The 18,279-nt window shown below is 73.9% G+C and carries 17 protein-coding genes; 8 read left to right on the top strand and 9 right to left on the bottom strand.

Translation table 11 applies throughout. The features are described 5' to 3' along the window. The first annotated feature begins 151 nt into the window (after positions 1 to 151). A complete protein-coding gene (locus ACWCSU_RS07815) occupies positions 152 to 592 on the top strand; it encodes an ABC transporter permease (protein WP_449934327.1) in 441 nt (146 codons plus the stop codon). Here ACWCSU_RS07815 and hemQ read toward each other — a convergent pair. Both hemQ and hemG read right to left on the bottom strand, forming a co-directional pair. Then, the gene (gene hemQ / locus ACWCSU_RS07810; protein WP_364090303.1) at positions 589 to 1,290 is read right to left on the bottom strand and encodes a hydrogen peroxide-dependent heme synthase; all 702 of its coding nucleotides are present in this window, start codon (positions 1,288 to 1,290) and stop codon (positions 589 to 591) included. The genes ACWCSU_RS07815 and hemQ overlap by 4 nt on opposite strands. Positions 1,291 to 1,295: 5 nt before the next feature. After that, on the bottom strand, positions 1,296 to 2,699 hold the full coding sequence (gene hemG, locus ACWCSU_RS07805; RefSeq protein ID WP_449934325.1) for a protoporphyrinogen oxidase: 1,404 nt from the start codon (positions 2,697 to 2,699) through the stop codon (positions 1,296 to 1,298). A 108-nt stretch (positions 2,700 to 2,807) separates the two neighbouring features. On the opposite strand from hemG, the gene ACWCSU_RS07800 reads away from it, so the two are divergent. Next, positions 2,808 to 3,776 (top strand): DUF4349 domain-containing protein, encoded by a 969-nt coding sequence (locus ACWCSU_RS07800; protein WP_449934323.1) that lies wholly within the window; start codon positions 2,808 to 2,810, stop codon positions 3,774 to 3,776. A gap of 3 nt (positions 3,777 to 3,779) precedes the next feature. Here the strand turns inward: ACWCSU_RS07800 and hemE are convergent, their stop codons facing one another. Beyond that, entirely contained in the window at positions 3,780 to 4,730 is a 951-nt protein-coding gene (gene hemE, locus ACWCSU_RS07795) for a uroporphyrinogen decarboxylase (RefSeq protein ID WP_364090306.1), read from the bottom strand. Between the two features lie 400 nt (positions 4,731 to 5,130). On the opposite strand from hemE, the gene ACWCSU_RS07790 reads away from it, so the two are divergent. The 6 genes from ACWCSU_RS07790 to ACWCSU_RS07765 all read left to right on the top strand — a co-directional run bounded on the left by ACWCSU_RS07790 (position 5,131) and on the right by ACWCSU_RS07765 (position 10,563). Further along, complete coding sequence (locus tag ACWCSU_RS07790; protein WP_357698077.1) at positions 5,131 to 5,340, top strand: hypothetical protein; 210 nt, start codon at positions 5,131 to 5,133, stop codon at positions 5,338 to 5,340. A 60-nt stretch (positions 5,341 to 5,400) separates the two neighbouring features. Further along, positions 5,401 to 5,997 carry a DUF3000 domain-containing protein gene (locus ACWCSU_RS07785; protein WP_357698075.1) on the top strand — a complete coding sequence of 199 codons (597 nt, stop codon included), beginning with the start codon at positions 5,401 to 5,403 and terminating at the stop codon, positions 5,995 to 5,997. 45 nt (positions 5,998 to 6,042) lie between these two features. Continuing rightward, positions 6,043 to 7,269 (top strand): HRDC domain-containing protein, encoded by a 1,227-nt coding sequence (locus tag ACWCSU_RS07780; protein WP_449934320.1) that lies wholly within the window; start codon positions 6,043 to 6,045, stop codon positions 7,267 to 7,269. A 134-nt stretch (positions 7,270 to 7,403) separates the two neighbouring features. Continuing rightward, entirely contained in the window at positions 7,404 to 8,549 is a 1,146-nt protein-coding gene (locus tag ACWCSU_RS07775) for a Gfo/Idh/MocA family protein (protein WP_449934318.1), read from the top strand. Then, positions 8,546 to 9,706, top strand: a complete 1,161-nt coding sequence (locus ACWCSU_RS07770; RefSeq protein ID WP_449934316.1) for a dihydrodipicolinate synthase family protein — start codon at positions 8,546 to 8,548, stop codon at positions 9,704 to 9,706. The genes ACWCSU_RS07775 and ACWCSU_RS07770 overlap by 4 nt, the downstream gene beginning before the upstream one ends. Further along, entirely contained in the window at positions 9,703 to 10,563 is an 861-nt protein-coding gene (locus ACWCSU_RS07765; RefSeq protein ID WP_449934314.1) for a sugar phosphate isomerase/epimerase family protein, read from the top strand. Before ACWCSU_RS07770 ends, ACWCSU_RS07765 begins: the two co-directional genes overlap by 4 nt. On the opposite strand, the gene ACWCSU_RS07760 is transcribed toward ACWCSU_RS07765, so the two are convergent. The 6 genes from ACWCSU_RS07760 to ACWCSU_RS07735 all read right to left on the bottom strand — a co-directional run bounded on the left by ACWCSU_RS07760 (position 10,560) and on the right by ACWCSU_RS07735 (position 18,204). After that, positions 10,560 to 11,603 (bottom strand): hypothetical protein, encoded by a 1,044-nt coding sequence (locus ACWCSU_RS07760; protein WP_449934312.1) that lies wholly within the window; start codon positions 11,601 to 11,603, stop codon positions 10,560 to 10,562. The two genes, ACWCSU_RS07765 and ACWCSU_RS07760, sit on opposite strands and share 4 nt — an antisense overlap. A 115-nt stretch (positions 11,604 to 11,718) precedes the next feature. Then, positions 11,719 to 14,289: a PEP/pyruvate-binding domain-containing protein gene (locus ACWCSU_RS07755; RefSeq protein WP_449934310.1), complete on the bottom strand. Its 2,571-nt coding sequence runs from the start codon at positions 14,287 to 14,289 to the stop codon at positions 11,719 to 11,721. 35 nt (positions 14,290 to 14,324) lie between these two features. Further along, positions 14,325 to 15,242, bottom strand: coding sequence for an alkaline phosphatase family protein (locus tag ACWCSU_RS07750; RefSeq protein WP_449934308.1), 918 nt, complete (start codon positions 15,240 to 15,242; stop codon positions 14,325 to 14,327). Between the two features lie 8 nt (positions 15,243 to 15,250). Next, positions 15,251 to 16,024, bottom strand: a complete 774-nt coding sequence (locus tag ACWCSU_RS07745) for a sugar phosphate isomerase/epimerase family protein (RefSeq protein ID WP_449934306.1) — start codon at positions 16,022 to 16,024, stop codon at positions 15,251 to 15,253. Continuing rightward, positions 16,021 to 17,022: a LacI family DNA-binding transcriptional regulator gene (locus ACWCSU_RS07740; protein WP_357698059.1), complete on the bottom strand. Its 1,002-nt coding sequence runs from the start codon at positions 17,020 to 17,022 to the stop codon at positions 16,021 to 16,023. Before ACWCSU_RS07740 ends, ACWCSU_RS07745 begins: the two co-directional genes overlap by 4 nt. A 126-nt stretch (positions 17,023 to 17,148) precedes the next feature. Beyond that, on the bottom strand, positions 17,149 to 18,204 hold the full coding sequence (locus tag ACWCSU_RS07735; RefSeq protein WP_449934304.1) for a hypothetical protein: 1,056 nt from the start codon (positions 18,202 to 18,204) through the stop codon (positions 17,149 to 17,151). Positions 18,205 to 18,279: the final 75 nt, after the last annotated feature.

Genomic DNA, 18,279 nt, shown 5'->3' with positions numbered 1-18,279 from the left:
GACCGTGCCACCGACGTCACGCCACCCGAGGGAATTTATCCTCGATTGTGACAAAGGGGATAGATCAATGCAGGGAGATCGTCAAGTTGGTCTTGATCTTCCCGGCCGTCCGGCACGACACTGCTCCTGTGGCCCAGGACGAGATCCTGAGGTGTCCGGCTTCGACGTCGCCGCCACGTCCCAGCTCCTGCTGTTCGTCTTCCTCACCTCGCTGACCGGCGCGTCGGCGCTGATCGAGACCAGGCGGCTCGGGGTGTCGCGGCGGATGTACGCCGCCCCGGTCGGCAGCCGGGCGATGTTGCTCGGCGCGGTGGCGCGCACTTCGCAGCAGGCGGTGTCCGTGGGGGTGCTGGCCGGGATGGGCCTGGCCGCGATCGGCGGCGCGATGGTGCCGCTGGACCAGTTCACCGGCCCGATGCGGCAGATCGCGCACCTCACGCCGCACGCCTGGGCCCTGGACGGCTTCGCCGAGCTGCTGCGCAGGGACGGCACGGTGGCCGACGTCCTGCCGCAGCTCGGCGTGCTCGCGCTCTTCGCGGCGGCGTTGCTCGCCCTGGGGTCGTGGCGGCTGCGGGCCGCCCTGACCCGCTAGGGCAGGGCCGCGACGAGCTCCTGCACCGGCTTGCGCGCGCCCGTGAAGAACGGGATCTCCACGCGGGTGTGGCGGCGGGCCTCCGCGCCGCGCAGCGTGCGCATCAGGTCGACGATGCGGTGGAGCTCGTCGGCCTCGAACGCCAGCATCCACTCGTAGTCGTTGAGCGAGAAGCAGGCCACGGTGTTGGCCCGCACGTCGGGGTAGTCGCGGGCCATCCGGCCGTGCTCGGCCAGCATCGCCCGCCGCTCGGAGTCCTCCAGCAGGTACCACTCGTAGGAGCGCACGAACGGGTAGACGCTCACGTACGCCCGCGGCTCCTCCTCGGCGAGGAAGGCCGGGATGTGGGACTTGTTGAACTCGGCCGGCCGGTGGAGGGCCATCGCCGACCAGACCGGCCTGCTGTGCCGGCCGAGGCCGGTGCGGCGGAACCGGGAGTAGACGTCCTGGAGGTCCTCGGGCGTGGGCGCGTGCCACCAGAACATGTAGTCGGCGTCGGCACGGAAGCCGGCGACGTCGTAGACCCCCCTGGTCACGATGTCCTTCCCGGCCGCCTGGCCGAGCAGCTCCTCGACCTCGTCGGCCATGTTCTCCCGGTTGCCCGGGACCTGCTCGGTCACCTGGAAGACCGACCACATGGTGTAACGGATCACCTGGTTGAGATCGCGGGCCTTCAGCCGCGGCGCGCCCTCTGTCATGTCCTTCATTCTCCTTGTCGCGACAGGTGGTCCAGAATCCGGGCCGCGGCCGTGCGGGCGGTCGCGACGCAGGCGGGGACGCCGACGCCGTCGTAGGCCGCGCCGCACACGGCGAGCCCGGCGGCGCCCGACACCGCGGCGCGCACCCGGGCCACCCGGTCGAGATGGCCCACGTTGTACTGCGGCAGCGCGCCGCCCCAGCGGGTGACCCGGCTGTCGATCGGCAGGCCGCGCACGCCCACGACGTCGGCCAGCTCGGCCGTGGCCAGCGACACCAGCTCGGCGTCGTCGCGCTGGAGCAGGTGCTCCTCGCCGATCCTGCCGACCGAGCAGCGCACGACCAGCAGGTCTTGGGCCAGGTGGGGCCACTTGACCGAGCTGAACGTGACCGCCTTGACCGGCCGGCCCTCGACCGGCGGCACCAGGTAGCCGCTGCCGCCGGGCGGCTGCGCGAGCGCGTCGACGGGGTAGGCGAGGGTGACGACGGCCATGCTGGCGTACTCGATGCGGGCCAGCTCGGCGGCGGCCTTGGGCACCTCGTCCTTGAGCAGGCGGGCGGCGGCGGGGCCCGGCGTGGCCAGGATCACCGCGTCGGCCTCGATCACCTCCGGCTGCGGCACCGGCCCGGCGACCAGCCGCCAGCCGTGCTCGGTGCGGTGGAGCTCGCGCACGGTCACGCCGGTCCTGACGTCGGCCCCGGACGCCTTGGCCACCGCCTCGGGCAGCCCGCCCAGCCCCTGGCGCAGCGTCGTGAAGACCGGCCCGCCGTTCTTGGGGGCCTCCTCGACGATGTGCCGGGCGGCGTTGAGCAGCGAGCGCTCGGCCCTGGCGACGGCCGCGACCTGCGGCATCGTCGCCTCCAGCGACAACATGTCGGAACGGCCGGCGTAGACGCCGCCGAGCAGCGGCTCGACCAGGCGCTCGACGATCTCGCCGCCCATCCGGGCCCGGATGTAGGAGGCCACGGACACGTCGGTGCGCACCAGCGTGGGCGGCAGGATCTGGTCGAGCGGCACGCGCAGCAGGCCGCCGGGCGAGACGATGCCCGACTTCGCCAGCTCGGCCAGGTCGGCGGGCACGCCCATGACGTGCCCCTTCGGCATCTGCCGCAGCGCGCCCCGGGAGTAGACGGCCGACCGCACGGTGCCCGGGAAGACGAGATCGTCCTCCAGCCCGACGGCCTTGGCCAGCTCGACGCCCTCCGGCCGCCGGGCCAGCATGGCCTCGGCCCCGGCGTCGACGCTCACCCCCGCGACCTCGGAGGCGTGCAGCTTGCCGCCGAGGCGGGGGCTGCCCTCCAACACGGTCACCTTGACCTGCTCGCTCGTACCCTGACGGAGGAACCACGCGGCCGCCAGGCCGGAGATCCCACCGCCGATGACGACGACGTGCGCCCGATTGCCTTCCACGTCTCCTGACGCTACCGCCTCGGCAGACCGCCCAGCTGATCGGGGCACGTGACCGTACCGTGACGTAGGTCGCCAAACCGGGGTGATCCACCGTCCGTCATAGAGGGCATGAGGAGAATCCGGTTAGGCATCGCGCTCTCGGCCTGTGCCGCCCTGCTGCTCGCGGGCTGCGGCGCCGGCGGTGGCGAGCCCATGGTGGCTGCGGGCAGCGCGTCGGAGGCGTCTTCGCAGGCGCTCGCCGCGCCCGAGGCACAGGATCAGGCGGCGCCTGAGAAGAGGGTCGCGCGGCAGAGCGGCGACAGCGCGGTCTCCGGCGTCAAACTGGCCCAGCAGCAGCAGGACCGGCAGGTCATCTACACCGGCAGCATGACGGTACGGGCCAAGCAGGTCACCTCAGCAGCGCAGCAGGCCAAGCAGCTCGTCACGGCGGCGGGCGGCTACCTGTCGAAGGAGGAGACCAACACCGCCAGCGACACCGAGGACTCGGCCCTGCTGGAGTTCAAGATCCCGCCCACCCGGTACGCCGACGTGACCGGCAGGCTGGGCAAGGAGCTGGGCAAGCAGCTCTCGATGAACCAGGGCACCCAGGACGTCACCCTCCAGGTCGCCGACGTCGAAAGCCGGCTGAAGTCGGCCCAGGAGTCGCTGGCGTCGTTGCGCACGCTGCTGAAGAAGGCCGACACCATCGGGCAGGTGCTGCAGGTGGAGCGGGAGATCAACTCCCGCGAGTCGGATCTGGAGGCGTTGCAGGCCCAGCAGAAGGAGCTGGCCACCCAGGTCGCGATGGCCACGCTGACGCTCCGGCTGGTCGGGCCGGTGGCCGTGGTCGAGGACCCGGCCGAGGAGCCGGCGGGCTTCCTCGGCGGGCTGAAGGCCGGCTGGGAGGCGCTGGTGTCGTTCACCAAGACGGCGCTGACCGTGTTCGGCGCGCTGCTGCCGTGGCTGGTCGTCATGGTGCCGCTGGTGGCCGTGGCGGTGTTCCTGGTGCGGCGCAACCGCGCGCGCCGCCCCGCTCCCCCGGCCGCCCCGAAGCCCGCCGAGGCCGAGCCCGGCGAGCCTGGGCCGTCGGCGGCCTGACGGTCAGGCGCTCGCTTCGTGGACCAGGTCGGTCAGGCGCTTGAGCTGGTCGGGGTCGGTCGAGGGAAGCACGCCGTGGCCGAGGTTGAACACATGACCCTCGGCCGCCGCGCCACGCCGCAGCACCTCGCGGGCCTTGCGCTCCACGACCTCCCACGGCGCGAGCAGGATCGCCGGGTCGAGGTTGCCCTGCAGCGCCTTGCCCGGCCCGACGCGCCGGGCCGCCTCGTCGAGCGGCACCCGCCAGTCGACGCCCACGACGTCGGCCCCGGCCTCGCCGAGCACGCCGAGCAGCTCGCCGGTGCCGACGCCGAAGTGGATGCGGGGCACGCCCGTGACGCCCTCGAAGATGCGCCGGGTGTGGGGGAGGATGAACTCGCGGTAGTCGGCCGGGGCCACCGCGCCCACCCACGAGTCGAAGAGCTGGATCGCCGAGGCGCCCGCCGCGATCTGGATGCGCAGGTGTTCCAGGACGATGTCGGTCAGGCGCTCCATCAGGGAGTGCCACAGGGCCGGCTCGCCGTACATCATGGCCTTGGTGCGGTCGTGGTTCTTCGACGGACCGCCCTCGATCAGGTAGGACCCGAGGGTGAAGGGCGCGCCGGCGAAGCCGATCAGCGGGGTGCCGGCCAGCTCGCCGACCAGCGCCGAGACGGCCTCCGTCACGTAGGGCACGTCGCCGGGCTCCAGCGGGCGCAGGGCGGCCACGCCGCGCGCGTCGCGGATCGGGTCGGCGACGACCGGGCCGACGCCCGGCTTTATGTCGAGGTCGATGCCGATGGCCTTGAGCGGGACGACGATGTCGCTGAAGAAGATGGCCGCGTCGACGCCGTAGCGGCGCACGGGCTGCATGGTGATCTCGACGATCAGGTCGGGCGTCGCGCAGGCGGTGAGCATCGGCACACCCTCGCGGACCTTCAGGTATTCGGGCAGCGAACGCCCGGCCTGCCTCATGTACCAGACCGGGGTGTGCGGGACGGGCTGCCTGCGGCAGGCGCGCAGGAAGGCTGAGTCGGCGAGATTCACCCTCCAAGGGTGCCATGGCCCCCGATCGGCCGGGACATCGGCGCGAGGTGTCGGAAAAACATGCATTGGATACCCAAAATCATGATCAGATAGCCAGATGAAGGTTTACCGGTCTGCCCGGCAGCGGCGTCGCACACGGGTCGAACACACCCCATGGCCGCCCAGAGAGCCGGTCTCGACTGGACCAAATGTTCACCAACGCACCGCGCGGCATCGATTCAGCGACCACTTTCGGGACACGCCGAGCGCGTTGCGGGGAATTGTCAGCGGCTCGTGCCAACGTCGGAGCCACGACCCGAAGAAAGGCCCCGGTTCGATGACTGGTGCGATGACCGCGTTGTGGAGTTCCCCGGAGCGTCGCAGCGAACGCTGTGCCGCCTGTGCCGGCGAGCGGCTGTTCGAACAGCCGCCCTGTTTCGACGGGCACGGGCCGGGCGAGTGCCCGGAATGGGCCTGCGCCGAATGCGGCCACGCGATCCTGCTCGGCCCGGCCGAGACCACCCGACCGGTCCGCCAGCTGGTTACGGCAGCGGCTTGATCACCAAGGATGAGCACCCCCGTGGTCCCCTTCCGTCCGTCCTCGACCTACGCTTCGGCTATGACCCTCGGTGACCAGCCACCGCCGCCCGCCGCGTTCACCCGCGCGGCGGAGAGCCTGCGGCTGTGCGAGGTCAGGCCGGAGATCGAGCTCGAGGACCTGCCCGCGCCGCAGCGGCTGGCCCCCTACTCGGCCGCCATCGGCGCCTCGGTCTACCGCGACGACGACGAGCTCGCGGTCGGCCGGCTGATCCTGCTCTACGACCCCGACGGCCAGCGCGGCTGGGAGGGCCCGTTCCGGCTGGTGGCCTACGTCCGGGCCGACATGGAGCCGGAGATCACCTCCGACCCGCTGCTCGGCCCGGTCGTGTGGAGCTGGCTGACCGAGGCCCTGGAGGCGCACGAAGCCGACTACTCCGCCGCGGGCGGTACCGTGACTAGAGCCGTGTCCGAGGGCTTCGGCAACAAGGCGGAGGACCCGGTCACTACCGAGCTCGAGCTGCGTGCGTCCTGGTCGCCCGCCGAGGAGGATCTGACCGGCCACGTCGCCGCCTGGTGCGACCTCATGTGCCTGGCGGCGGGGATCCCGCCGCTCCCGCCCGACGTGGCCGCGCTGCCGCGCCGACGTGATGATCCGGAGAGTGACCGTACGAAGTGAGGGCACCAGTCAAGACAGCACCAGCGTCATGAGGTCGGTGAGCTCATGACAGAAGAACGCATCGTTGAGCCCCTGCTCGAACCCCGCGAAGGCATCCCGCCGGTGATCGCCGACGCGCAGGGGCTGGCGCGGGTCGTCGACGCCTTCGCCGCGGGCACCGGGCCCGTGGCGGTCGATGCCGAGCGCGCCTCCGGCTACCGCTACGGCAACCGGGCCTACCTGGTCCAGCTCCGCCGGGCCGGCGCGGGCACCGCGCTGGTCGACCCGGTCGGCTGCCCCGACCTGTCGGCGCTCGACGCCGCGCTGACCGGCACCGAGGTCGTGCTGCACGCCGCGTCCCAGGACCTGCCGTGCCTGATGGAGGTCGGCTTCAAGCCGCGCGAGATCTTCGACACCGAGCTGGCCGGCCGGCTGCTCGGTTACGAACGCGTCGGGCTCGGCACCATGGTCGAGACCGTGCTCGGGCTGCGGCTGGAGAAGGGCCACTCGGCCGCCGACTGGTCCACCAGGCCGCTGCCCGAAGACTGGCTGCGTTACGCGGCCCTCGACGTCGAGGTGCTGGTCGAGCTGCGCGACATGCTCCACCAGGAGCTGACGGAGTCGGGGAAGCTGGAGTGGGCGCGCGAGGAGTTCGCGGCCGTGCTCAACACCCCGCCGCCGGCGCCGCGGTCCGACCCGTGGCGGCGTACGTCGGGCATCCACAAGGTGCGCAACGTGCGCGCGCTGGCCATCGTGCGCGAGCTGTGGACCATGCGCGACACGATCGCCAGGGAGAGCGACCTGGCTCCCGGCCGGGTGCTGCCCGACGCCGCGATCGTCACGGCGGCCCTTGAGGGCCCCCGCACGAAGAAGGCGCTGACGGAGATCTCGGCCTTCACCGGCCGCAGCGCCCGCCGGTACATGAACGACTGGCTGGCCGCCGTCAACCGGGCACGGGCGCTGCCCGACGCCCAGCTCCCCCAGCCGAGCACCCCGGGTGACGGGCCGCCGCCGCCCAACCGCTGGGCCGACCGCGACCCCGCGGCGGCCAAACGCCTCGCTGCGGCGCGCGCCGTGGTGGCCGCGCTGGCCGAGGAGCACCACATGCCCACGGAGAACCTGCTCCAGCCCGACGCGGTGCGCAGGCTCACCTGGGAACCCCCGTCCGAGATCACCGACGAGAGCGTGACCGCGCGGCTGCGGGCGCTCGGGGCGCGTGAGTGGCAGCTCACGCTCGCGGCCCATCCCATCGCCAAGGCGCTGGCCCGGCTCGAAGGCCGGGGCGACAGCTAGCCCACTGCCGGCGTACGGGCGGAGGGTCCACCCCTCCGCCCGCCGTCGTCGCCCTCCCACTTGACGCTCCGAGGGGGACGGCCGTACGTTTCGGGAAAGCGCTTTCCCCTCCCCCGCTGCCTGAAGGGATCCTCATGAGCGTGCGCACCATCGGCGTCGTGATGAACGGCGTCACCGGACGAATGGGCTATCGCCAGCACCTCGTCCGCTCCGTGCTGGCCATCAACGAGCAGGGCGGCGTCACGCTCTCCGACGGCGAACGCGTCAGGCTGCGCCCGGTGCTGGTCGGCCGGAACGCCGCCAGGATCGCCGACATCGCGGACCGCCACGGGATCCCGGACCACACCACCGACCTGGACGCCGCCCTCGCCGACGACGACAACCTGATCTACTTCGACGCCCAGGTCACCAGCGCCCGTGTCAAGGCCGTGCTCAAGGCCATCGAGGCGGGCAAGCACGTCTACGCCGAGAAGCCCACGGCCGAGTCTGTGGAGGAGGCCGTCGCGCTGGCCGAGGCCGCTGCGGCCAAGGGGGTGAAGAACGGCGTCGTGCAGGACAAGCTGTTCCTGCCGGGCCTGCTCAAGCTGAAGCGGCTGATCGACGGCGGGTTCTTCGGCCGCGTCCTGTCGGTGCGCGGCGAGTTCGGCTACTGGGTGTTCGAGGGCGACTGGCAGGAGGCGCAGCGCCCGTCCTGGAACTACCGGTCCCAGGACGGCGGCGGCATCGTGCTCGACATGTTCCCGCACTGGCACTACGTGATGGAGAACCTGTTCGGCCGGGTCCGGTCGGTCTACGCCAAGGCCGTCACGCACGTCCCGTCCCGGGTGGACGAGCAGGGCCGGGCGTACGAGGCCACCGCGGACGACGCCGCGTACGGCATCTTCGAGCTCGAAGGGGACGTGATCGCTCAGATCAACTCCTCCTGGACGGTCCGCGTGAACCGGGACGAGCTGGTCGAGTTCCAGGTGGACGGCACGCACGGCAGTGCCGTCGCGGGCCTGCGCAACTGCCGCTTCCAGCACCGGGCCGCCACCCCCAAACCGGTCTGGAACCCCGACCTGCCGGCCACGGCCCGCTTCCGCGAGGACTGGCAGGAGGTCCCGGACAACGCCGAGTTCGACAACGGGTTCAAGGTCCAGTGGACGGCGTTCGTCCGGCACGTGCTGGAGGACGCGCCCTTCCCCTACGACTTCGCCTCCGGCGCGCGTGGCGTGCAGCTCGCCGAGCTGGGCCTGCGCTCGAACGCCGAGGGCCGCAGGATCGAGGTGCCGCAGCTGTGAGGATCGACCTGCCGGGCGGCGCGTACGAGCTGCGCGAGCCGGTGACCTGGCCGGTGTCGGCCGCCCCGGCCACGAGCAGGGTTGTCTACGCGGCCGCGCACGTCGTCGCCGACCCGCTCGGCGACAACACACCGGGCTCCCCCGCCGCCGTCGACTGGGACGCCACGCTGCGCTTCCGCCGCCACCTGTGGTCGCACGGCCTGCGGGTGGCCGACGCCATGGACACCGCCCAGCGCAACATGGGCCTGGACTGGGCGGCGACCAAGGAGCTGATCCGGCTCAGCGCCCAGGAGGCGTCCCCCTTCGGCGACCCGGCGGCGCTGGTGGCCTGCGGCGCGGGCACCGACCACGCGCCCGGCGCCGCCAACCTGCACACGATCACCGCCGCGTACGCCGAGCAGGTGGAGACCGTCCAGGCGGCCGGCGCGGGCGTGATCGTGATGGCCTCCCGGCAGCTCGCCAGGGTGGCCGAGGGGCCGCGGGACTACCACCAGGTGTACGGCAAGGTGCTCGGCCTGGCCGACCGCCCGGTCATCCTGCACTGGCTGGGCGAGATGTTCGACCCGCAGCTCGCCGGCTACTGGGGCGCGCGCGACGTGGACGCCGCGACGGAGTCGTTCCTGGAGCTGGTCCACGCCCACGCCGCCCTGGTGGACGGCGTGAAGGTGTCGCTGCTGGACGAGCAGCACGAGGTGCGGCTGCGCGCCGCGCTCCCCGAGGGCGTCCGCCTCTACACCGGCGACGACTTCAACTATCCCTCGCTCATCAGGTCGGGCTCGCACGCGCTGCTCGGCATCTTCGACGCGATCGCCCCGGCCGCCGCCGCGGCCCTGCGCGAGCTGGACGCGGCCGAGACGGCCACCGGTGCTGAGGCGGCCCATCATTTGGCCCGCTACGACGAGATCCTGGCCCCCACGGTCGCCCTGTCGCGGAAGATCTTCGAGGCGCCGACGTACCACTACAAGACCGGCATCGTCTTCCTGGCCTGGCTGAACGGCCACCAGGACGCGTTCGCCATGGTGAACGGCGCCCAGTCGGCGCGCTCGCTGCGCCACCTGTCGGAGGTGTTCCGGCTGGCCGACCGGGCCGGGCTGCTGGCCGACCAGGAGCTGGCCGTGCGCAGGATGACGGCGCTGCTGGCGGTGAACGGCCTGTGAGCCTGTCGCTGAACCAGTGGACGACCCGGCGCTGGTCGGTCGCCGAAGCCGTGGACGGCTGCGCGCGGCACGGCCTGGAGGCGATCGGGCTGTGGCGCGAGAAGGTGGCCGAGGAGGGGCTCGCGCGCAGCGTCAAGCTGGTGCGCGAGGCCGGGCTGCGGGTGTCCTCGCTGTGCCGGGGCGGCTTCCTCACGGCGGGCGGGCTGCCCGGCGAGGAGGGCCGGCGCGCCTTCGACCGGGCGCTCGACGACAACCGGCGGGCCGTGGACGAGGCGGCCGAGCTGGGCGCCGCGTGCCTGGTGATGGTGGTCGGCGGGCTGCCGGGGGTGCGGCCGGGCGAGCCGCTGCCGTCCGGTTTCTCCAAGGACGTCGCCGGTGCGCGCGAGCGGGTGGCCGAGGCGCTGGCGGTGCTGGCCCCCTACGCCGGTGAGCGCGGCGTCCGGCTGGCGCTTGAGCCGCTGCATCCGGTCTACTGCCCGGACCGGGCGGTGCTGTCCACGCTGGGCCAGGCGCTCGACCTGAGCCTGCCGTACCCGGAGGAGCAGGTGGGGGTGGTGGTGGACACCTTCCACGTGTGGTGGGACCCCAGGCTGTTCGAGGACGTCGCGCGGGCCGGCCGGCGGATCGCGTCGTACCAGGTGTGCGACTACCTGCACCCGCTGCCCGCGGACGTGCTGCTCGGCCGGGGGATGATGGGCGACGGGGTGATCGACTTCGCGCCGATCACGCGGGCCGTGCTGGCCGCCGGCTACGCGGGCGACATCGAGGTCGAGATCTTCAACGCCGACGTCTGGGCGGCCGACCCGGACGAGGTGCTGGCCACGATGAAGGCCCGCTACGCCGAGCTGGTGGTCTAGACGCGGCTGGGGTCGACCGTGCCGTCGAGGGTGAGGGCGGCTTCGAGCAGGAAGTAGTCGCCCCAGATGAGCTCGTTGCCGGTGGCCAGGCCCTTGCGGCGGTCGTAGCAGCCGTCCACCAGGCCGCCGTGCTCGTTGAGGTGGTCGCGGGCCAGCGACTCCAGGGTGTCGGCGGCGTGTTCGCGGTAGCCGTCCTTGGCCAGCGGCGCGAGCTTGGACAGGGCGGCGGCGGCGATCGCGGTGGCCGAGGTGTCGCGGGGCGCGTCGGGGATGGCGGGGTCGTCGAAGTCCCAGTAGCAGACCCGGTCGGACGGGACGTGGGCCAGGTACCAGTCGGCGACCTCGGTGGCCGGCCCGATGAACTCGGCCGACAGGTGGGCGGCCTGGGCCAGGCCCAGCATGGCCCACGCCTGCGCGCGGGCCCAGGTGCTGCCCGGCGAGGAGCCGTTGACCGCGCCGGCCGAGGTCTGGGCGACCGAGCCGTCCTCGCGGACGCACATGGCGTAGCTGGCGCGGGCGTGGGACTCGGCCATCACCAGCAGCTCGCGGGCGCCGGTGCGTTCGCAGGCGAAGGCCAGCAGCGGGACCGTGCCGGGCAGGCCGTCCACGCAGGCGCCCGGCCGGGGCCAGTCGTACTTGACGACGTCGTCCTCCTGGGGTGGGAGCAGGCCGGCCAGCGGGTCGAAGCCGATGCTCAGGGACCGGGCGGCGGCCACGGCGGTCGTGGCGCCCGGGTCCTCGTCGCCGGCGAGCACGGCCGGGAGCGCGGCGCCGTACCAGAACAGCAGGCCGCGCAGCAGGGTGGGGGCGTCAGTGCGGGACGTCAGCCGCTCGGCGACCTGGCCGGCGGCGCGGGCGTAGCCGGGCTCGCCGGTGGCGACCGCGGCCAGGGACAGCAGGCCGCCCCAGAAGCCGCCGCACCAGTCCCCGTCCTCGGACCATGTCCATTCGCCCGTCACGGGGTCGGCGTAGAGGGGGAAGCGCCCTTGCGACTGCGCAAGGGTCGTGCCTACCCTGCGCACCAGCTCTGTGACCAGCATGGAACCGCCTCATCCGGGAACGTCATGCCCTCCCCGGTTACCCTCGGCGGCGCGGGCTTAACGGCAGGCGCCGCCCACGATCGGGTGGCGCCGCGGTGACAACCACCCGGCCGGCCTACAGGGTCACGGTGCCCGCGGACCCGTCGAGGGTGATCTTCTGGCCCGTGGTGACCCGCCGGGTGGCGTCGGGCACGCCGACGACGGCGGGGATGCCGTACTCGCGGGCCACCACGGCGCCGTGCGACATGGCGCCGCCCATCTCCATCACCAGGCCGCCGGCCGTGAGGAACAGCGGGGTCCAGCCGGGGTCGGTCGAGGGGCAGACCAGGATCTCGCCCGGCTCCAGGTGGGCGCCGGTCGGGTCGAGCACCACCCTGGCCACGCCGGTGACCGTGCCGGCCGAGGCCGCCGTGCCGGTCAGCGCGCCCTCGGGGGCGGGGCCGGCCAGGGCCTCGGGCTCGGTGCCGTCGGAGAGCATGATCCGGGGCACGTGCCTGCGGCGCGACTCCCGCTCGTACGCCGCCCGCCGCTCGCGCACGAGGTCGCGCAGGTCGCCGCCGGTCAGGGCGGCCCTGGCCTCCTCCAGGCGCAGGAAGTACACGTCGAGGGCGTCGTCCAGGACGCCGGCGCGGACGAGGTGCTCGCCGACCGCGCGCAGGCTGTCCCGGACGGCGGCGATGGCCCTGACCAGGTGGAACTTGGGCAGTTCGCGCAGCCCCGCGTAGGCCCGGGTGCGGCCGAGCGCGAAGCGCACCACGGGCCCCCGCCACCGGCCCCTGCGCGCGGCCAGCGCGGCGACCCGGTCCACCTCCTCCCGCGCGGCCCGCGCGCCCTTGGCGAACAGCGCGGCGGGGGCGAGGTCGGAGTCGCCGTCGATGCGCAGGTAGTTGGCCAGGACACCGAGGATGTGGGTGGGGTCGTCGGACCAGCGGGGCACGCCGAGGTCGATCTCGGCCACGCCGCGGTGCCCGTACTTGTCCAGGAACGCGGCGAGGCCCTGCTGGGCCCGCGGCGGGAGCTCGCCGGCCTGGTAGCGGCGGGCCAGCTCGGCCGCGGGCAGGTCGCGGAACGGCTCGGGCTCGACGCGGGTGGCCAGATCCCACAGTTCGAGGTCCATCTCGGTGGTCGGGTTGTGCGGGACGCCGCGCAGGACGTCCTGGAGGTCGCCCACCCGCGTGCCGGAGAGCCGGGCGGCCAGGCCGAGCAGCGCGTAGCCGGTGATCACGATCGGCATGATCGAGACGATGGCCGGGAACGTGCCGCCGAGCAGGCGTTCGGCGTGGTCGAGCCGCTGGGCGGGGGTGGCGCCGGGCGGCGGTTCGAGCCGTCCGTCCAGTTCCGCCCCGACGCGGGCGGCGTGGGCGAGCGCCCTGGCCGGGCTGAGCAGCGCGTCGCGGACGCGCGCCGGCGCGTGCACGCGGCGCGCGAAGCGGCGCAGCCCGCGCAGGAACGGGCGGCGCGAGTTCTGGACGACCGACAGCCGCGGGTCGTCGGCCAGCTCCCGCAGGACGGCCGCGGCCCGCGCCTCCCCCAAGGGCATCAGCCGCGTCAGGACGGCCCGGCCGGTACGGCTGCGCAGCGGCGTGGTCAGGTCGAGCCACAGGCGCTGCCCCGCCTCCGACAGGAACGCGGGCCCGTCGAGCCGGTCGGCGGGCGCGTGCCCGAACACGCCCGCCGCCCCCGAGCTGACCAGGTTGAACGCGGACACCCCCATCGGCGTGAACGGCCCCATCACGCCCTGGGCGACGTTGAGCGACAGGTGCACGCGCAGCCCGGGACCGGCCGGCTCGGGCACCGGGTGGAGCGTGGTGATCGGCCTGGCCTGGGTGAGCCAGAGCGTGCCGTCCGGGCCGATGGCCCATTCGGTGTCCTGGGGCGCGCCGTAGTGGTCCTCGACGCGCGCGCCGAGTGCGGCCAGGGCGAGCACCTGCGCGTCGGTCAGGCACAGGCCGCCGGCGGCGGTCTCGACCCGTTCGACGCCGCCGCCGGGCAACGGCCGGACGGCCAGCCTCTTGTCGCCCGCGTGCCGCTCACGCACCTCGCCACCGGAGACGACGAAGTGGTCGGGGTTGACCGCGCCGGAGACGACCGCCTCGCCGAGACCGGGGCTCGCGTCGAGGACGGTCTCGCGCCGCCTGCCGGTCACCGGGTTGGCGGTGAACATCACCCCGGCCACCCGCGCGTCCACCATCACCTGGACGACCACCGCGAGCCGGACGGCGGCGTGGTCGATGCCGTTGGACTCCCGGTAGGCCACGGCCCGGTCGGTCCACAGCGAGGCCCAGCAGCGGCGGACGGCGTCGAGCACCGCCTCGGCGCCCACCACGTTGAGAAAGCTGTCCTGCTGGCCGGCGAAGCTGGCGAACGGCAGGTCCTCCGCCGTGGCCGAGGAGCGCACGGCCACCGGGACGTCCGCGCCGAGCCGCGCGTAGGCCGCCATGATCGCCTCGCGCACCGGGCCGGGCACCGGGGCCTGGAGCAGGTGCCGCCTGGCCCGCGCGGCGAGCCCGTCGCCCGGGGTGAGGTCGAGCCCGGCGGCGACCTGGCGGTAGGCGTCGGTGGTGAGGGCCCAGCCGGGCGGGACGGGCAGGCCGGCCCGGGTCAGCTCGCCGAGGTTGGCGGCCTTTCCGCCCACCTCGGCGAGCATCGTGGCGTCGATCTCGGAGAAGTCACGCGTGGTCCTCATTGAAGGCACCCCCTTCCCCGGAGTCTGCCATAAATTCACCAACTGTTGAACAGCGGTTCCCCGTCCAGTTCCCAGGCCGGGTCGAGCGGCACGCCGAGCAGGGCCAGGGCGGTCGGGCCGACGTCCACCAGGCGGGGCTCGTCGAGCGGGCGGCCGCCCAGGTCCTCGCCCAGCCGGTTGGCGATCACGAACACCGTGCGCTCCTCGGGCGAGGTGCCGCCGTGGCCGCCCTCGTCCACGTGGCCGTGGTCGGTGGTGACCAGGACGGTCCAGCTCTCCCCGGGACGGGCGCGGACGGCGTCGAGCAGGCGGCCGAGGTAGGCGTCCTGGGCGTGCAGGGCGGCGGCGTACTCGGGGCAGTGGGGGCCGAGGGCGTGGGCCACCTCGTCGGTGTCGCCGAGGTAGACGAAGGCGAGATCGGGGGCGGTGTCGGCGAGGTGGCGCCCGGCCGCGTCGGCGATCTGCCGGTCGGCGGCGGTCCAGGTGAGGGCGTAGCCGTCCAGGACCATGCGGTGGTCGATGGCGGGGCCGAACGCGTTGTGCTCGCCCAGGGCCGCCCAGGAGAGGAAGGCGGCGGTGGTGAGGTCGGGGCGGGCATTCTTCGCACGACTCAAAAAGTCCGGAAATTTCGTGAACTGGGGGCTGGTGAAGCTGTTGTCTACGACGCCGTGTTTGTCGGGCCAGGTGCCCGTGGCGATGGACGACCAGCCGGGGCCCGAGTCCGTCCGCGACCTGATCACGCGGCCCGCCGACGGCGGCTCCGGGCTCTTCGGCACGACCTCGCCGGGCGACTCCGTCCTGGGCGCCGCCGCCTCGCCGTACGGGAGCCGGCTGGTGCCGTACGCGCCGGAGGCCATCAAGGACGACAGGACCGGCGGGGCGAGGGCGACGAGCCGGTCGAAGCGCAGGCCGTCCATGCCGACCACGAGGACTTTGTTCTTGTTAAGGGGCATTCCCCTATCTAAGCGGTGAACCGCCGCACCCAGTCGGCCGCGCCCGGCAGGATCTCCTCGACCGGCGCCACCTGCGGGTACCACGTGCGCTCCCACTCCAGCGAGACCCACCCGGCGTACCCGGCCGCGCGCAGCAGGTCGCCGGCCTCCTCCAGCGGGACCGAGCCCGTCCCCATCGGGACCGGGGTGGTGTCCGCAGCCGAGACGGCGTCCTTGACCTGGACGTAGGCGAGCGAAGGACCGAGCGCGGCGAGCGTGGCGGCCGGGGGCTCGCCGTTCCGCCAGGGGTGCAGCAGGTCCCACAGCGCGCCGGTGGACTCGGGCCGGCCCGCCTCGGCCAGCAGCCCGGCCACGGCCGCCCCGGTGGCCATCTCGTCGTGCGTCTCGACCAGGACGCGCACGCCGAGGGCGGCGGCCGTACCGGCGACGGACCTCAGCCTGCGGGCGCCCACCGCCGGATCGTCGCCGCGCGGGAACACCCGCACGCCCGGCGCGCCCAGGTCGGCGGCGAGCCGCAGGTCGGCGAGGAGCGCGTCGGCGACCGGCTCGTCCGGGCCCGGCTCGCAGATGCCGACATATCCGGCCAGGGCGGCGATCTCCAGCCCCGCCCGCCCCACCCGCTCCCGCACCGCGCGCCGCTCCGGCGCGGTGAGCCCGGCATGGACGCCGGTGTCCGGATGCAGCCGCAGCTCAAGCCCCTGACAGCCGTGCGCGGCGGCGATCTCCACCGCCCGTTCCAACCCCTCGCCCGGCATCCCCAGCGTGCTGACGGCCAGCCTCACGCCATCCTCCTGACGCTCTCCCGCAGCACGACCTCGCCCGCGACGTGCTCCACCACGGGCGCGGCGGTGACGTCCGCGCCGCCGAGCGCGAGCTCCAGGGCCCGCGCCCCCATGTCCTTCAGCGGCAGCCGCACGGTCGTCAGCGCGGGCACGTGATCACGCAGCGTGACGATGTCGTCGAACCCGGCCACCGAGACGTCCTCCGGCACCCGGATCCCGCGTTCCCGGCAGGCGGCCAGCGCCCCTACCGCCATCACGTCGTTGACCGCGAACACGCAGGTGGCGTCGCCGATCTCGGTCGCGGCCCGGTAGCCGCCGTCGCGGTCGAACGCCCCGTGGACCACGACGGGCTCGGGCAGCCCCAGGCCCCGCAGCGCCTCGGCGAACCCCTCGCACCGGTCGGCGGCGGTCACCAGCTGCGGCGGCCCGGCCAGCACGGCGAACCGGGTGTGGCCCAGCCCGGCCAGCGCGCGGGCCAGGGCCGCGGCCCCGGCCCGGTTGGCGGGCGCGACGGTGTCCACGCCGAGCAGGTCCTGCCCCACGCACGCGGCCCGCCCGCCGCCCTCCCGGTACCGGGCCAGCTCCTCGCGCAGCCGCCCGGTCACGACGGGGTCGGCGACCCGCGAGCCGGCCAGCAGCACGGCCCGCACGCGCTGGGCGTTCATGGTGGCGACGTAGGCGATCTCCTGCTCGGGGTCGCGATGGGTGGTGCCGACCATGACCAGCAGCCCCTCGGTGGCGGCGGCCCGCATCGCGCCGTCGGCCAGCGCCGCGAAGTACGGGTCGGTCAGGTCGTGGACGACGATGCCGATGACGTTGCTCGCCCCCCGGGCCAGCGTCTGGGCGGCGATGTTCGCGCGGTAGCCGAGCTCGTCGGCGGCCCGCTCGACACGGGCCCGCAGGGTCGCGCCCACCTGGCGGGTGCTGCCGTTGAGCACCCGCGAGGCGGTGGCGAGGGAGACGCCCGCCTGTTTGGCGACGTCCTCAAGCGTGACCACGAGACCTCCCGGAAAGCGGTTTCCAAGTCTGCCAGACGGCGACCTGGCTCCGCATCCTCGCACGCCCGCCCCCGGCGGCGACAGAACCCGCGCACCGTGCTCGGGCGGGCCGCTACAGGCGTCTCGCTACCAGGGGAACAGGATGTCGAACAGGCCCTTCTTCTCGCTCGGCGCGGGCGCGGGCTGGTCCTGCTGGGTGGGGGGCGGCGCCTGCGTGGGGGCGCCGGTCTCCTGCCGCTCCGGCTCCTTGGTGGCGGGCGCCTCGGCCGCGTCCTCGGGGGCGCCGTCGGAGGTCTCGTTCATGTGGCCGCGCGTGCCGCGGGTGGCGTCGTCGTCGGGCGTGGCCGTCGGGCGGCGCTCGCGGCTGGAGGTGGTGGGCCGGGCCGTGGGCTCGCGGGTGGGACGGGGGCGGCGGGCCACGGGGGTGGGGGTTACGGTCTCGGACACGGTCGGCTCGGCGGTGTCCGTAACCTCGGGCTCGGGGGTGGCCTCCTCGGTCTGCTCCGGCAGCGCGGTCTGCGGCGGGGCGCTGACCTCGCTCGCGCTCGCGCAGCGGGCGGTCCCACAGGGGTCGTCGGAGGAGGTGCCGGTGAGCAGCCAGCCCGCCCCGGCCCCGACCAGCACCACCGCGACGCCCGCCAGCACCAGCACCCTGGTACGCCGGCGCACCTCGCGCTCGCCGGCGCCACGGCGGTCGTCGGCGTCGTCGGTCCAGCCCGAGCCGAGGAATCCGCGCCTCGTCCCGCCCGCGTCGGCGTCGTCGTCGCGCTCGGGCTTGTAGCCCTGGTCCAGCGGCAGGTAGGGCAGGTCGTCGTCGACGGCACGGTCGCCGGTGGCGGCGTGGAGTGCGTCCGCCCCGAGGACGGCGTGCGGCCCGCTCAGCGTCTCCTGCGGCCCGGCCAGCGTCTCGTGCGGCCCGCTGAGGGCCTCGTGCGGCCCGCTCAGCACGTCGTGCGGGCCACTCGCGCCGTCGAGGACGTCGTGCGGGCCGCTGGGACCGTCCAGGACGTCGTGCGGCGCGTCGGCCGGGGTCGCCGGGGTCGCCGGGGTCGCCGGGGGCTCGACGGACTGCGCGGCCTGGCCGGGCGGCAGGATGTAGGTCTCGTTGCCGGAGACCTGGATGGCGGGCTGCTCGTCGGTGTCCTCGGTGCTCCACCGGGGGGACAGCACGTCTCCGGTCATCTCCGGATTTAACGACTTACTACCCTGCCCATCCTCGTACGGCCTGTCGTTCTCGTCGCGCGCCACGATGGACCC

Source organism: Nonomuraea sp. NPDC001699 (assembly GCF_053596455.1).
Note: the sequence above shows the minus strand (reverse complement) of the source record. Positions and strands in the feature narration are given on the sequence as shown.